This window comes from Vibrio sp. St2 (assembly GCF_947311885.1).
In the GTDB taxonomy this organism is placed as follows: Bacteria; Pseudomonadota; Gammaproteobacteria; order Enterobacterales; family Vibrionaceae; genus Vibrio; species Vibrio coralliilyticus.
The window spans coordinates 101,340-115,987 of record NZ_CAMZNA010000009.1 but is presented as its reverse complement, the minus strand read 5'-3'; the positions used below and the strand labels follow the sequence as shown (position 1 = coordinate 115,987).

General features: G+C 43.5%; 15 protein-coding genes. 5 read left to right on the top strand and 10 right to left on the bottom strand.

What is annotated here, in order from left to right; translation table 11 throughout:
• Window positions 1–49: 49 nt before the first annotated feature.
• From pntB to QMA41_RS20800, 4 genes are all read right to left on the bottom strand, one after another.
• Window positions 50–1,426 carry a Re/Si-specific NAD(P)(+) transhydrogenase subunit beta gene (pntB, locus tag QMA41_RS20815; RefSeq protein ID WP_281630520.1) on the bottom strand — a complete coding sequence of 459 codons (1,377 nt, stop codon included), beginning with the start codon at window positions 1,424–1,426 and terminating at the stop codon, window positions 50–52.
• Between the two features lie 12 nt (window positions 1,427–1,438).
• A complete protein-coding gene (gene pntA, locus QMA41_RS20810; protein WP_281630519.1) occupies window positions 1,439–2,974 on the bottom strand; it encodes a Re/Si-specific NAD(P)(+) transhydrogenase subunit alpha in 1,536 nt (511 codons plus the stop codon).
• A gap of 295 nt (window positions 2,975–3,269) precedes the next feature.
• Window positions 3,270–3,551: an HlyU family transcriptional regulator gene (locus tag QMA41_RS20805; RefSeq protein ID WP_006960992.1), complete on the bottom strand. Its 282-nt coding sequence runs from the start codon at window positions 3,549–3,551 to the stop codon at window positions 3,270–3,272.
• An 11-nt stretch (window positions 3,552–3,562) separates the two neighbouring features.
• Complete coding sequence (locus QMA41_RS20800; protein WP_281630518.1) at window positions 3,563–3,934, bottom strand: late competence development ComFB family protein; 372 nt, start codon at window positions 3,932–3,934, stop codon at window positions 3,563–3,565.
• A gap of 221 nt (window positions 3,935–4,155) precedes the next feature.
• Between QMA41_RS20800 and QMA41_RS20795 the strand changes: the two genes are divergently transcribed.
• Window positions 4,156–5,391, top strand: coding sequence for a GGDEF domain-containing protein (locus QMA41_RS20795; RefSeq protein ID WP_038164617.1), 1,236 nt, complete (start codon window positions 4,156–4,158; stop codon window positions 5,389–5,391).
• A 66-nt stretch (window positions 5,392–5,457) separates the two neighbouring features.
• Here QMA41_RS20795 and QMA41_RS20790 read toward each other — a convergent pair whose 3' ends face one another.
• Entirely contained in the window at window positions 5,458–6,390 is a 933-nt protein-coding gene (locus QMA41_RS20790) for a diguanylate cyclase (protein ID WP_006960988.1), read from the bottom strand.
• A gap of 175 nt (window positions 6,391–6,565) precedes the next feature.
• Between QMA41_RS20790 and QMA41_RS20785 the strand changes: the two genes are divergently transcribed.
• Window positions 6,566–7,003 carry a DUF3069 domain-containing protein gene (locus tag QMA41_RS20785; RefSeq protein WP_281630517.1) on the top strand — a complete coding sequence of 146 codons (438 nt, stop codon included), beginning with the start codon at window positions 6,566–6,568 and terminating at the stop codon, window positions 7,001–7,003.
• A gap of 39 nt (window positions 7,004–7,042) precedes the next feature.
• On the opposite strand, the gene modC is transcribed toward QMA41_RS20785, so the two are convergent.
• From modC to QMA41_RS20765, 4 genes are read right to left on the bottom strand one after another with little or no spacing between them, the layout of a single operon-like run.
• Complete coding sequence (gene modC, locus QMA41_RS20780; protein WP_281630516.1) at window positions 7,043–8,149, bottom strand: molybdenum ABC transporter ATP-binding protein ModC; 1,107 nt, start codon at window positions 8,147–8,149, stop codon at window positions 7,043–7,045.
• Window positions 8,146–8,838, bottom strand: coding sequence for a molybdate ABC transporter permease subunit (modB, locus tag QMA41_RS20775; RefSeq protein WP_021455476.1), 693 nt, complete (start codon window positions 8,836–8,838; stop codon window positions 8,146–8,148). The genes modC and modB overlap by 4 nt, the downstream gene beginning before the upstream one ends.
• 11 nt (window positions 8,839–8,849) lie before the next feature.
• A complete protein-coding gene (gene modA / locus QMA41_RS20770; RefSeq protein WP_281630515.1) occupies window positions 8,850–9,596 on the bottom strand; it encodes a molybdate ABC transporter substrate-binding protein in 747 nt (248 codons plus the stop codon).
• Window positions 9,597–9,601: 5 nt separating this feature from the next.
• Entirely contained in the window at window positions 9,602–11,065 is a 1,464-nt protein-coding gene (locus tag QMA41_RS20765) for a cobyric acid synthase (RefSeq protein ID WP_281630514.1), read from the bottom strand.
• A 170-nt stretch (window positions 11,066–11,235) separates the two neighbouring features.
• On the opposite strand from QMA41_RS20765, the gene QMA41_RS20760 reads away from it, so the two are divergent.
• On the top strand, window positions 11,236–11,604 hold the full coding sequence (locus tag QMA41_RS20760) for a NirD/YgiW/YdeI family stress tolerance protein (protein WP_006960977.1): 369 nt from the start codon (window positions 11,236–11,238) through the stop codon (window positions 11,602–11,604).
• A 97-nt stretch (window positions 11,605–11,701) separates the two neighbouring features.
• Window positions 11,702–12,220 carry a hypothetical protein gene (locus tag QMA41_RS20755; RefSeq protein WP_006960975.1) on the top strand — a complete coding sequence of 173 codons (519 nt, stop codon included), beginning with the start codon at window positions 11,702–11,704 and terminating at the stop codon, window positions 12,218–12,220.
• 44 nt (window positions 12,221–12,264) lie between these two features.
• Here QMA41_RS20755 and cra read toward each other — a convergent pair whose 3' ends face one another.
• Window positions 12,265–13,245, bottom strand: coding sequence for a catabolite repressor/activator (gene cra, locus QMA41_RS20750; RefSeq protein ID WP_040121611.1), 981 nt, complete (start codon window positions 13,243–13,245; stop codon window positions 12,265–12,267).
• 264 nt (window positions 13,246–13,509) lie between these two features.
• Here cra and fruB point away from each other — a divergent pair, with 264 nt between their 5' ends.
• A complete protein-coding gene (fruB, locus tag QMA41_RS20745) occupies window positions 13,510–14,646 on the top strand; it encodes a fused PTS fructose transporter subunit IIA/HPr protein (protein ID WP_281630513.1) in 1,137 nt (378 codons plus the stop codon).
• Window positions 14,647–14,648 lie beyond the last annotated feature (2 nt).

Here is a 14,648-nt window from a genome sequence, read left to right as displayed (position 1 = left end):
AAAACAAAAGAAGCCAGCAATTGCTGGCTTCTTACTTAGTTAAATCATGTTACAGGGCTTTCGAAATAGCGTCTACACTCTCTTTCGCATCGCCAAATAGCATCTGTGTATTGTCTTTGAAGAATAATGGGTTTTGAACACCTGCGTAACCCGTGTTCATTGAACGTTTAAATACCACTACGTTCTTCGCATTCCAAACTTCCAGTACGGGCATACCCGCAATTGGGCTGTTCGGATCTTCTTGCGCTGCAGGGTTAACAGTATCGTTCGCACCGATGACCAGAACTGTGTCGGTTTCTTCAAAGTCCTCGTTGATCTCATCCATTTCTAGAACGATATCGTAAGGCACTTTTGCCTCTGCCAAAAGCACGTTCATGTGCCCTGGTAATCGACCCGCGACAGGGTGAATACCGAATCGTACTTCAACGCCTTTCGCTCTTAACTTCTCAGTGATTTCGTGCACTGGGTACTGCGCTTGAGCCACAGCCATTCCGTATCCTGGTGTGATTATGACTGACTTAGAGTTTTTCAGCATGTCAGCGACTTCATCTGCCGTTGATTCGCGGTGTTCACCGTGATCCACATCGCTCGAGACTGAAATTTCCTGACCGAAGCCGCCTGCGATAACACTAATAAAGGAACGGTTCATCGCTTTACACATGATGTACGAAAGGATCGCACCGGAAGAACCAACCAAAGCACCTGTAACGATGAGTAGATCGTTTGCGAGCATGAAACCAGCTGCTGCGGCTGCCCAACCTGAGTAAGAGTTAAGCATTGATACGACGACTGGCATATCCGCACCACCAATTGATGCCACTAGGTGGTAGCCAAATGCAAATGCAATCAATGTCATCACAATAAGCGCAAACATGCTGCCGTCAGCATTGACGAAATGTAGCATTAGCAATGTTGAAACAACAACGGCTGCTAGATTTAGCTTGTGTTTGTGAGGAAGATTCAAGGGTGACGAAGAAACGATACCGCGTAGCTTACCAAATGCTACAACAGAACCTGTAAAGGTAACGGCACCGATGAATACGCCGAGGAAGACTTCAACGAGGTGAATTACATGCTCAGCGTGGGTTGCCGCTTCTGGTGCATCTAGATAGCTGTTGTAACCAACAAGCACGGCTGCCATACCCACAAAACTGTGAAGAATAGCGACCAATTCAGGCATTTCGGTCATTTCCACTTTCTTCGCGTAGTGGATACCAATAGTGCCACCAATCGCCATTGCGATAACGATCCAAACAAAACCTTGAGATTCAGGGCCAAAGATCGTTGCGATCAAAGCGATCGTCATACCGGCGATGCCGTAATAATTACCAGACTTGGCAGATTCCTGCTTAGATAAACCAGCCAAGCTTAAAATAAAGAATAATGCAGCAACAATATAAGCTGCTTGTACTAATCCTGCAGACATTCTCGTTACTCCTTAATCTTTACGGAACATTTCAAGCATGCGTTTGGTAACAGTAAAGCCACCAAATATATTTATGCTTGCAATTAAAACAGCGATAAACGCCAGGAAGGAAACCACACCATTGCCCTGCCCAATCTGTAGCAGCGCACCTACCACGATAATGCCTGAGATTGCATTAGTTACAGACATAAGAGGAGTGTGCAGCGCATGGGTGACGTTCCAGACTACGTAGTAGCCTACAACACATGCTAGAACGAAGACGGTAAAGTGAGAAAGAAATGCTGCTGGAGCAACGGATGCTATCCATGCAAATGCACCAACACCAACCGCTAGAGCAGCCAGTTTCTTAACCGGAGAAACGGGTTCTTCGACTTTTTCTTCTGCTTTTACTGGTTCTGCTGGTTTTTGCTCAGGCTGAGCCGATACTTTAATTGGTGGTGCAGGCCAAGTGACTTCACCTTCTTTAATAACGGTCACGCCACGTAATACGACATCTTCGAAATCGATGTCAATGTTGCCATCTTTTTCTTTACATAGCAGTTTCAACAAGTTGACTAAGTTGGTTGCGTAAAGCTGTGAAGATTGAGTTGGAAGGCGACCAACCATATCGGTGTAACCGACGATCTTAACGCCATTCGCAGTTGTAATGACTTTGTCTGCTTGAGTGTATTCGCAGTTACCGCCATTGGCAGCAGCAAGATCGACAACTACACTACCCGCTTTCATGCTATCCACCATCTCTTTGGTGATCAGCTTAGGAGCTGGACGACCAGGGATGAGTGCAGTCGTAATGATGATATCAACGTCTTTGGCCTGTTCTGCGTAAAGCTCTTCCGCTTTCTTGTTGAACTCATCAGACATTTCTTTCGCGTAGCCATCACCAGCGCCAGAGTCTTCTTTGAAATCGACTTCAAGGAACTCGGCACCCATAGATTGGACTTGCTCTTTAACCTCAGGTCGAACGTCAAATGCTCGAACTATCGCGCCTAAGCTACCAGCAGCCCCGATGGCTGCAAGGCCTGCAACACCTGCGCCCGCAACCAAAACTTTCGCTGGTGGAACCTTACCCGCAGCTGTTATCTGACCCGTAAAGAAGCGACCAAACTCGTGAGCCGCTTCTACAACAGCGCGATAACCTGCGATATTTGCCATTGAAGAAAGAGCATCGAGAGCTTGCGCACGTGAGATGCGTGGAACAGAGTCCATCGCCATAACATTGATGTTCTTACTGGATAGCTTTTCCATTAACTCTGAGTTTTGAGCTGGCCAGATGAAGCTAACTAGTGTTGCTCCTTCTTTAATTAGAGCGATTTCATCGTCACTTGGTGCGTTGACTTTAAGAATGAGGTCTGACTGCCACACCTCTTCCTTGGTAACAATGCTTGCACCTGATGATTGAAAAGAAGAATCATCAAAACTTGCAAGTTCCCCTGCACTAGATTCGACATTTACATCGAATCCTAACTTTAACAGCTGCTCTACCGACTTGGGCGAGGCAGCCACTCGCGTTTCACCCGCGAGTATTTCTTTTGGCACACCAATTTGCATAGCTATTCCTTGACTACTGGCAACAATGATTAATTGTTTTTATCTAACGGTTTCATTAACTTCAAGCACTTTGTAACAAAAATACAAAATATCATTACATATAACCGTTGGTAATGAAGCACTTCGAGTATTACGAGGTAATGAAACAACGCTTTCATTTTAAAATGAGAGGTCGTACCAGTTACCATTAATTGTCATCAAATCAAACAAATAGATGCAATACACAAAATAAAAGAGCCATCAGCATAACGACTAATGGCTCTTAAATTTATGACGCTCGTCAACTAGGAAAAGACTAACTAAAAATATTATCACCCATCTGATCGATGAACATTTGTGCTTTTTTTAGCATGAATTCATTAGCATCGGACTCGGATGCCAGTACATCTGAACGGATAAACCTATGTTCTTGAGTTTGCCCTTCTAATTCTTTTGTTATCCGGCCAGCAATGCGATATTGCCCACCTTCCGGCTGGGCCTCTTGATAGATAAGAAAACCCTTATATTCCACCGGTTCAACTTCGATTTTAGCTTGCTCTTTACTACCGCCACCAAACAAACGAGAAAATAGTCCCACCTAGTACTCCTTTAGGTATTTTGTTTATTCATAACCAGAGGTTTTTCAAACCATTCGAGTTCTGTATCGTCATCGAATCGTGGTTTGCTGAACATGATAGGAACTTCATCTTTACGATTTCTTCTTCTATCGTCAACTATCATTGTCAGTGCCGCTTCGACAGCTGTCTCTGAATATCTTTTAAGGACAACCAAGCGATCTTCGGATAACGCAGACAGAAAGTCGATATCGTGGCGGATATAAACAGGTCTGAGCTGACTTAGTGCTAAGCAGGCTAAATCTGCGAGCTGTTCATGATCAAACCTATCAGTGTACTGACTGTCAGCTAACACCTGACCTACAAGGGTCTCCATGTAGTTGTGAACATCAACACTAATTTGCATAAATCTTAACTCCTTTAAGATTCAGACTTTTCTTATGAGTATCAGTTAACTATAAAACACAAAATCGATTTAAGGATGCTTTCTCATCACTTTTTGACCATTGTTCATACTAACACTCACTTTTCATTCATTAGTTTAGTAAAAAGCTTGGAAAATCATCAAATCAAAGTATTCTAAGACTTGTATATTAAGAAGTTAATTAATAAGGCTAGGCTAGATAGATGTCGTTTTCTTTGGTGACAACAAATTGGTTTCGTTTGACGTTTCCGGTGCTGCTGTTAGCAATGATCGGCTTTGGTATGAACAATGTCATCAATCTAACGCAAGCAAACTTAGGTATTACTTCTAATCTCCCTTATTTTTTATTCTTGTGTGTCATTGGCTTAGGTCACGCGTTTAAACAATGTCGTATTGCTATGGTTGCGCTGACCATGCTTGTTGTTTATTGGTACATACAAGAATATCTGCAAAGCTCGCTCTCTACTGGCTCAACCCTTCTTGAGCTTTCTCTGCTTGCATTTGTAGTCCCTATTGCTTGTGCATTAGTCTATCCATACAAGGAAAGAGGTGTTTTAAGCCGGGCGTTCATTGTCTATATTGTGACATTGTCACTTATCGCTATTTGGTGTTACCTTATTCTTGCCTACTTTTATGAAGGCGGATTCCAAAATTTCGACGAGACATTTCTTTACTCTGAGCCCAGCGTTTCGCGACTGCCGTTAATTCTCGTTTTGTATTCGGTTGGTGCAATCTTGTTGAGTGCGATTGTTGTTCTTCGGGTTAATCGTATTATTGATGTAGTCGTGTACTCTGCGATCACACTCTCTTCCGTGACGTTTACGTTTTTCCACGTTCAGTATGTTTCCAGCACCATGTTTACCCTCTCTGGGTTCTTGTTACTGATTTATATGCTTTCGGCAAGTTATGAGCTCGCATTTAAAGATCGGCTGACAGATATACCAGGGCGACTCGCGTTAGAGTCAGATCTGCGTCATTTAGGAAAACGTTACACAATAGCAATGCTCGACATTGATCACTTCAAATCATTTAATGACACTTACGGACATGAAACTGGTGACGATGTTCTGAAGCTTGTCGCCAGTAAAATGCAGAGAGTCGGTGGCCGAGCTAAAGTCTACCGTTACGGCGGCGAAGAGTTTACGGTGTTGTTTAAGAACAAAGACGTCGATGAGGCCCTAGATCACCTTGAGCTCTTGCGTTCTTCGATTGAAGAATATGAAATGGTGGTTCGCAATGAGAAGTCTCGACCAAAGGACGATAAATCTGGCGCTAAAAAACGTCGTAAATCTAACTCACACGATCATGTAAATGTAACGATTAGTATTGGTGTGGCTGACCATGAGAATGCTGATAGTGTTTCTGAGGTCATGAAGTGCGCTGACGCCGCTTTATATAAAGCAAAGCGTGCTGGGCGTAACCGTATTGAATCGGCCTGACTTCTGGTAAAAATAAAAAAGGTTCAGCCTATAAGCTGAACCTTTTTTATAGTCTATAACAGATGGTCAATCTATGTACGTAAAGCGATTCCGGCCTTCACTTTTAGAGCGATAGAGCCCCTCGTCAGCTTTCGAGTACATTTCGTCGGGTGTCTCTTTTCCAGTAGGGTTAAAACCACACACGCCCTGTGACACTGTCACATATTCTGCTGTGGAGCTATACTCATGTTTGATAGCGAGAGCTTCTAGTGTTGATTGAACTCGCATTGCGTGCTTCTTTGCATGTTCAGCATCGGTGTGCCCCAGCACTACGACAAACTCTTCGCCACCATAACGACCTACTATTTCTCCACTTCGAGAAAACAGTGATGTGAGGGACTGGGCAATTTCAACAAGGCATTTATCCCCTTCTATGTGACCATAGTTGTCGTTGTATAGCTTAAAGTGGTCGACATCGAGTAGTATTAAACTTAAAGGCAAACCATGACGACCGTGAACCGCTATCATCTCTTTTAGTTTTTCATCAATGTAGCGGCGATTTTTGACTTTTGTAAGTCCATCTTCACTCGCGAGTTTTTCTAACTCTTTGTTAGCTTTTGCCAACTCGGCTGTTTTTTGGTTGAGCTCACGACGCATAAAGGCAATTCGTTGCATAGCAATGAGCTTAGAGGAAAGAACAAGCTTATCTACCGGTTTAGTAAGGTAATCGTCACCACCTGCTTCAATTGCATGAGCTATCATGGCAGGTTCATCGTGGCTACTAAGGAAAATGATTGGAATCCATTCTTTGTAGTTAGCACGGATTCGTTGAGATACTTCAAAGCCATCCATTTCAGGCATGGAAATATCGAGTAAGATAAGTTCAGGCTCAAATGAGGGATACATTTCTAGAGCTTGTTCACCGGAAGCTGCCATTTCGACGGTATGTCCTAGCTGCTTTAGACGAATAGCCAACTGCATGCGCTCCATTTGCACGTCATCGACTAGAAGAATTTTCATCGAAGATCCAGATAGTTCCACTTGTTCTACCTTTTTGTATGTAAACTGGCCTAAAAATCAGCTGGTTATAGAAAAGAATACTCTAAGGGAGACAATTCCTCCACTATGGTTGACATTTAATGAGGATTTTTTAGGATAGCGCCGTTAAACACGTACAATTTATGAGATAAAACTAATGTCTGACGCTAATCAAACAGAACAACCTAAAGTCGACCTTTCGACTGTTTCAGCAGAACTTCGTCAAGTGATTGAATTTGATGGCGTTCCTGAAGCAATGCACTTCATGGTAACTTCTATTCATGAAGTGTCAGAGGAAGCCGTTCGAGAAGCTTGGAATGAGCTGCCAAAGAGTGCTCAAAATGTTCTAGATAACTTTGAGCAGTTCCACGCTCTTATCTCTGTAAGTCAGGCGTTTGCAGGTATTAATGTAATGGAAGAGTTTCCTACGCTTAAACTACCTGAAGATATGACTGATGAGCAGAAAGAAGAATACCGCGCACAGCTACTAGATCAAGTTCTTCACAACTGTGTGAAAGATATGGTTAAGCAGATTAAGAAAGCACGTCGTGACCCTATGCTAAAGCGTGACTTTACTGACGTATTTGTAAAATAAGTCAATTAACAAGAAAAACGCCGCATTACGCGGCGCTTTTTAATGGCTCAATACCACATCTCTTTGTGTCACACTTACCCCTTTGATCTGGGCAAAGACTTCCATCCCTTCTTGGAGTTCTAGCTCGTCCTTAGCCCAAGCGGTGATCGTCGCCCATAAATAGCAGTTTTCACTGAGTTCTAATTTAACCGATACGCTCTGTCGATTTGTGCCTTGAGAATGGCTTTGAATTTGAGCAATCTTCGCTTTGAGAATATTCCGAATTGAACTCTTTTTAGGCTTATCCAAGGCGATCGACACATCACTCGCTCTCACCTGTAGTCTCACTTTTGCTTCTGGCGCAATTTCTAAACGCTGCACCCAAATACACACATTATCCGCCAGTTTCACTTTAGACAGAGCATAGTTTGTGTTGTGGTGAACAACAGTGCCTTCAAACAATGAACTTTGGTCCGAGAAGGATTGCCATGGCCTCATAGCTCTAGATGACCAAACATCTTCTAGGTTACCTGAAGTTACCATTTTACCATCATCGATAACAACAATGTGGTTTGCCAAGCGTACGACCTCATTGAGGCTATGCGAAACATAAATGATAGGAATTTCAATCTCACTGGCAATCTGCTCTAAAAATGGCAATACTTCGCGCTTACGCGGAATATCAAGCGATGCTAGTGGCTCATCCATCAAAAGTATTTCTGGTTTAGAAAGTAGTGCTCGGCCGATTGCTACGCGTTGTTTCTCTCCTCCGGATAGCTGTATCGGGTATCGTTTAAGAAGAGGTTCTAACGCCAATAATTTGATTACATTGTCAAAATGCTGTTGATCCAATTCACGCACACCATACAAAAGATTGCCTTTGACCCGATAGTGTGGGAATAACCTCGATTCCTGAAAAACGTAACCTACCCGGCGTTTATGGGCAGAAACGTTTATTTTTGATTGCGAGCTATAAAGAGTTTTTCCTGAGACAGTAATCTCACCTTGATCAGGTGTTCTCAAGCCTGCAATCACGTCTATAAGTGAAGTTTTACCTGCTCCGGAACGACCAAAAATTGCGGTAATGCCTTTTTCTGGCACTGAAACATCGATGTCAAACTTCTGCTCGCCTAATGTTTGTTTAAACTGAATTCGAATATCACTCATCGCTGTGTCCCCAGTCTTTTAGCACAATGACGAGTCAGGACTTCTGAGCCAAGTAATGAGGCTAAGGCAATGACAATGGAGATAATGCATAAACGCATCGTTTCGAGCTCTGCTCCGGGAGTTTCAATAAAAGTAAACATCGCCAAGGGGATTGTCTGCGTTTCACCCGGAATATTCGACACAAAGCTGATTGTTGCTCCGAACTCCCCGAGGCTACGTGCGAATGAAAGCATCGTCCCTGTGATGATTCCGGGAATTGTCAGCGGTAATGTGATAGTAAAGAATATTTTAAGCGGAGAGGCACCAAGGGTCGCGGCTGCTTGCTCAAGTTTAGGATCCACATTCTCTAAGCTGAGGCGAATTGAGCGAACCATCAAAGGTAGAGCAACGATCACGCACGCAAGTACAGCCCCTTTCCAGCTAAAAGAGAAGACCAACCCGAAATATTCATACAACCATTGGCCAATAAAACCTTGGCGTCCCATTGAAATGAGGAGTAAATAACCTATAACAACAGGAGGAAGCACTAAAGGAAGATGAATTAAGCTGTCGAGCCAGCTTTTGCCGATAAACTGCTTTTTAGCCAACAGCCAACCAAATCCAATCCCGATAGGAATCAGCCAGCAAATAGTATAAAACGCAACTTTCAGGCTGAGCATTAGCGCTTGATATTCGTAATCAGAAAGCAATGAAGGTAATCCTAGTTAAATCCGTTTTGTTTAAATACTGCCTGAGCTTGATCACTTTGGAGAAAGGCAGCAAAGTCCTTGGTGGTTTGTTTGTCGTTCAGTTTTGCCATCGGGTAAGTAATAGCAGTGTGGCTCGAAGCTGGAAACGTACCAATGACTTTTACTTTATCACTCACTAACGCGTCCGTCTTATAAACAATCCCAAGTGGCGTTTCGCGACGTTCAACTAAAGTAAGGGCGACTCTAACATTGTTGACGGGGGCAAGTTGCCCTTTTAAGTCACTCCATAGCCCGAGCGATTCAAGCGCTTCTTTGGCATACATTCCCGCAGGCACTGCATTGGTTTGCCCAATCGCAAGTCTCTGACCTGACAAGCGTTTGGACCATTGTTCTGGGTTTTCTAGTTCTAACGGCTCAGGACGGCCGATAGGTGAGATCACAACCAACTGATTATGAGCAATATTTGTGACGGCGTCACCTTCAATTATTCCTTGCTGAACTAGATAATCACTCCATTTAGTATTGGCTGATATATAGAGATCAGCAGGTGCCCCGCTCAATATTTGCCGTGCAAGAGAAGAAGAACCTGCGAAAACGGGCGTAACTTTTACGCCCGTTTCCGCTTGGTATTTCTCAGCTAACGCTTTAATCACATTAGTCATGGACGACGCAGCATAAACGTTCACTGAGGCATGAACTGTCGCAGAGAAAATGAAAGTCAAAAAGGTGCAAAAGAATCGCTGGGTAAAAAATTTCATCAATATCAGGTATAAAGTTCCGGCCAGATTAAGTCTAGCTTCATGTGTTGTTCGACAGCATCGGCTATTCGGTTGATTGCATTTTCTTGATTCTGTTGATGGTCGATAGGAGCAATGCTTTCCGCCCCCGCCCACTGACAAATCAGTGCTAACGCTTGTGGGTTATCCAAAATACCATGTAAATAAGTCCCAAAGATTTGATTACAGTCACTGATTGCACCATCTGATGAGCCGGATTCTAAGGAAACTGGAGAAGTGCCATCCCCTAAGGTTCTGCCAACATGAATCTCATACCCTTTCACTGGTGCAGTTTGATTGTTCAACTGCAACACTCCGGATACGTTTGTCAGTGCTTTTTCTTTGGTTAACTCGGTGGAAACAGGTAAATAGTCGAGACCTTGTGATTCACCAGCAACGCTTTCTACGCCCAAAGGATCGCTAATATGACGTCCTAACATTTGGTATCCGCCACAAATTCCCATCACCTTTCCACCTAATCTTAAATGTCGTGCGATATCTTTATCCCAACCTTGGCTACGTAAATATTCGAGATCGGCTCTTACGGATTTAGTGCCCGGTAGGATAATCAAATCTGCTTTATCAAGCTTTTCACCTTTACCTACATAGCGAAAGTGAATGTCCGGATTTTGCCTTAGCACATCAAAATCGGTGTGATTGCTGATGCGGGTGAGCACGGGGACGACGACGTTTAGCTTGGCTGATTCACTGGTATTTTGTTCGTTATTGATTGCGTCTTCTGCTTCGAGGTCAAAGCCATGAAGATAAGGTAAAACGCCAAGTACTGGCTTACCTGTTTTTTCTTCAAGCCAATCTAACCCTGATTGAAGCAACGATATGTCACCGCGGAATCGATTAATAACGAAACCGACCACCCGGTTTTGTTCTGATGGCGAAAGTAACTCTAGGGTGCCAACTAAATGCGCAAAAACACCCCCTCGGTCAATATCAGCAATGATGATGACAGGAACATCTGCCTCTTCAGCAAACCCCATATTGGCAATGTCATTTTCACGTAAGTTAATTTCCGCTGGACTACCAGCTCCCTCAATCATGACGGATTCAAATTGCTCTTGGAGTATTGAAAAAGACTCAAGCACGGTAGGTAAAGTAATTTGCTTGTAGTTTTGATATCCCACCGCTTCCATGTTAGTGAGAGCTTTGCCTTGCAGGATTACCTGAGCTCCAGTATCCGAATTGGGTTTAAGTAGGACTGGATTCATATGTACTGAAGTTTCAACATTCGCGGCACTGGCTTGTACTGCTTGAGCACGACCAATTTCACCGCCATCTGATGTGACCGCACTGTTGAGCGCCATATTTTGGGGCTTGAAAGGTGCAACTCTGACTCCTTTTCTGGCCAATACACGGCATAAAGCTGCCACTAATACACTTTTTCCGGCATCGGATGTCGTGCCCTGAACCATCAATGCTTGTAATGCTGGTTGCATAATCTATTAATTTTTCGAGTCTTTTTACTGAGTATTGTCTAATCATAGCCTCTTTAGGTTTGTTGACTCAATAAATGAATCGAATATGAATACTCTCCTCAGAGGTTATTCAAAATAGCTATGGCTTAATAGCACCATCAACAACGAAACCTGTCTAAAAAGGAAACATCATGAAAAAAGTTATTTTGGCTACCGCTGCTGCTCTAGTACTTTCACCTACTCTAGTATTCGCAAAAGAAGGCCAATCGGCGTCAGGCATCCAGTTTAATGGCCCCGTTGACCTGACAACAGTCGATTCCCTAATTGCTGAGAGCAACATGTTTACTGAGAAGAATGTTGTTATAGATGGCAACATCGTACGCCAAATTAAAGGAGACACCTTTGTGTTTTCTGATGGTAAGAGCGAAATTCAAATCGAAATTGACGATGACATCCACCTGAACCAAGCCATAGATGCAACAACAAACCTGCGTATCTTCGGTGAGTTTGAAGGCGGAAATACTCCAGAAATTGAAGTTGATCGTATTCAACTACTTTAAAGACAAAGTAATTTAACTCCCACTGCGTTAATATTTGGCTTGCTTATTGCAAGCCTTTTTTATAGTCAAAAACTTGATGCTAGTCGGAGTACTACCCTTGAAAAAGATCATCCTAACCAGTGCGCTAATTTGTGCTGGTTTCGCTGGCGCGGCAAATGCGAACAACTTTAATTATAATTTCTTTGAAGTGCGTACAGCGGTGAACCCTGAAATGAGCGGCGTTGAATTCAGCACACTCTTCACTGATAACTCTCACTTTATTCTGAGAGCAGACACGCAGTTCGACAACGACTACGATTTGGCAGGTGGTATCGGCTTTAATGGACCAATTAGTCAGTTTGCTGACGTTTATGGTCAATTACTTGTACATCAGACGAAATTTACTGAAGAAGCAGGCGGTGAAACAGATACTGTGGCAGAAGTAAACATTGGTTTCCGCATGTGGCTTGCCGATCAGATTGAGGCAACAGGTAGAATTGGCCGCAATGATGACAGCTCTGTGTTCCATGCAGGCGTACGCTTCCACTCAACGGAGCAACTGTCACTATCTGCTGAAACACGTAACAATGGCCTATATGGGCCTCAGATTACCATGTCAGTACGCTTCCAATACTAACCACGACTTTTAATTCCAAAAGCCCGGCTACTCGCCGGGCTTTTTTATTGCCTCACAATAATCTTTCTAGGCACAAGCTCAACACCTGGTTGATAACGCTTAGCTGTTGCATTTAATGCCAGTGCAAGAGCGCTATCGGCTATTAGCTCAAATTGTTGAGGTAATGAGTTGATTTTGACTGGTAAGAAGTCCAGCAGGCGATTGTCACCAAAGGTGGATAACTTGACTTGATCCATTACTTCAGGCTTATCCAATAAAACGTCAAGTACACCTTCTAACAAGGTGTATGATGTCGTAATGATTGCTTGAGGAAGATTTCCTTCAGCGATCCAGCCTTCCAACACTTTGCGGCCATCTTCTCTATTGAAGTGTTCGCCATAACCCACTACCGTTTCTAAGTCACCTTTCTGAGCAACTGAACGAAAGCCAAGCTCACGCTCCCGGGAAATGTTTAGTTCAGGCAAAGCACCGATTAGACCTACTTTAGTTACGCCGTCACTAATTATTGAGGACGTAAGTTCAAATGCCGCGCCAAAATCTTCACTGATGACACAAGAAAAGTGTTCATCATCCAACGGACGGTCAATTGCGATAACGGGTGTGCCTTTCTCTTGTAAATCTCGATAAAAGTCACTGGCTTCAGGAATGGCACTCGCAACAAAAAGCGCATCAACTTTGCGGCTTACTAAAGCTTGAACAACGCTTTTTTCTGTTGAGGGCTCATCATCCGAGCATGCAATCAATATTTGGTATCCGGCTGCGCGGGAGTTCTGTTCTAGCAGTTTGGCTAACCTAGCATAACTGGTGTTTTCTAAGTCAGGAATAATTAATCCAAACGAACGACTCTGCCCTGCTCTCAAGGTACTTGCAGCAAGGTCAGGACGGTAATTGTGTTCATCCACAACTGCCATTACCTTCTTCTGTGTTTTCTCACTGATTCTGTACTTTTGAGCCTTGCCGTTGATGACATAACTGGCGGTCGTTTTGGATACTCCAGCCAGTTTGGCTATTTCATCTAGTGTCATATGAACCTACATATTCTGTGCATTGGATCAAAAATCCTTAATGATGATCCTGACAATATTTGCATTATAAACTGAAACGATTCAGCATAAAAGCTGAAAGGATTCAGCAAAATTGAAAATTTGATAACGATTCGAATTTTGAATAACACAGCAAATGAAAATCTATTGTTTTTGGTTTGCTGAATTTTTTTAATAATTTGCTGAAACGATTCAGCCATGCATTAACTGCTACTGAATTGGACAAATAAACAAATTGAGGCGCTTATGCTCAAGCTAACAACAAAAGATATTTCGCTGCAGCAATCTTTCTCTGATAAGAAAAGTGCAATCGCATTTCTTGCTGAAGCCCTGACGCGTAAAGGTTTAGTTGAGAATGGCTACGTCGAAGGCATGCTGAACCGAGAAAATCAGAATTCTACTTTCTTAGGTAACGGTATTGCTATTCCTCACGGCACTACCGATACCCGCGAATTGGTTAAAACAACGGGTGTATCTATCGCACACTTTCCTGAAGGCGTTGAGTGGGGTGACGGCAATACTGCTTATGTGGCTATAGGCATCGCCGCCAAGTCTGATGAGCACTTGGGGATATTGAAGCAACTCACAAAAGTGCTATCTGCAGATGGCATTGAAGCCAAGCTTAAACACGCAAAAACTGAAGATGAAATTATTTCGCTTCTGAATGGAGAAACGCAATTGGAGATCGATTTTGATCCGTCTCTCATTCAACTCAACTTCCCTGCCAGCGATATGGTTCAGATGTCTGCAGTTGCGGGTGGATTGCTCAAAAATACTGGTTGTGCAAGTAGCGAATTTGTGGCCAGCCTAGTCACTACTGCCCCAACCCATCTTGGCCGTGGAGTTTGGCTTGCAAGTTCAGATAAAGCCGTTACGCGCACTGGAATGGCTTTTGTTTCAACAGCCAACCATTGTGAGTATGAAGGCAAAGAAGTCAAAGCACTGATCGCGTTTGCTGCGTGTAACGATAGTCATAAATCCCAGTTGGATACTCTTAGCCAAATTGTTTTCGAAGGTAAACAAAACGTACTCACCGACGCGACGACAGATCAATTGCTCAACTTATTTAAGTCCAATGAAACCGAGCTCCCTTCCAGTGAAGGGAGCGATAACAGCGCTGTCTTTGTTATTCGAAATGCCCATGGCTTGCATGCAAGACCTGGTGCAATGCTTGTCGCTGAAGCCAAAAAATTCGAATCGACCATCAAAGTTGCCAACCTTGATGGTGATGGCTCTACGGTTAACGCTAAGAGCTTGATGAAGGTGATCGCTTTAGGTGTCAAAAAGGGTCATCAACTTCAGTTTACTGCGGATGGCGCGGATGCACAGCAAGCTCTTGCGTCTATTGGTGCAGCCATCGAAGCTGGTCTGGGTGAGAGCTAAGG

Bases quoted from the DNA above. Each gene is read 5' to 3' on its own strand.
- pntB (WP_281630520.1), bottom strand. From the start codon at position 1,426: ATGTCTGCAGGATTAGTACAAGCAGCTTATATTGTTGCTGCATTATTC.
- pntA (WP_281630519.1), bottom strand. From the start codon at position 2,974: ATGCAAATTGGTGTGCCAAAAGAAATACTCGCGGGTGAAACGCGAGTG.
- QMA41_RS20800 (WP_281630518.1), bottom strand. From the start codon at position 3,934: ATGCAAATTAGTGTTGATGTTCACAACTACATGGAGACCCTTGTAGGT.
- QMA41_RS20795 (WP_038164617.1), top strand. From the start codon at position 4,156: ATGTCGTTTTCTTTGGTGACAACAAATTGGTTTCGTTTGACGTTTCCG.
- QMA41_RS20790 (WP_006960988.1), bottom strand. From the start codon at position 6,390: ATGAAAATTCTTCTAGTCGATGACGTGCAAATGGAGCGCATGCAGTTG.
- QMA41_RS20785 (WP_281630517.1), top strand. From the start codon at position 6,566: ATGTCTGACGCTAATCAAACAGAACAACCTAAAGTCGACCTTTCGACT.
- modC (WP_281630516.1), bottom strand. From the start codon at position 8,149: ATGAGTGATATTCGAATTCAGTTTAAACAAACATTAGGCGAGCAGAAG.
- modA (WP_281630515.1), bottom strand. From the start codon at position 9,596: ATGAAATTTTTTACCCAGCGATTCTTTTGCACCTTTTTGACTTTCATT.
- QMA41_RS20765 (WP_281630514.1), bottom strand. From the start codon at position 11,065: ATGCAACCAGCATTACAAGCATTGATGGTTCAGGGCACGACATCCGAT.
- QMA41_RS20760 (WP_006960977.1), top strand. From the start codon at position 11,236: ATGAAAAAAGTTATTTTGGCTACCGCTGCTGCTCTAGTACTTTCACCT.
- cra (WP_040121611.1), bottom strand. From the start codon at position 13,245: ATGACACTAGATGAAATAGCCAAACTGGCTGGAGTATCCAAAACGACC.
- fruB (WP_281630513.1), top strand. From the start codon at position 13,510: ATGCTCAAGCTAACAACAAAAGATATTTCGCTGCAGCAATCTTTCTCT.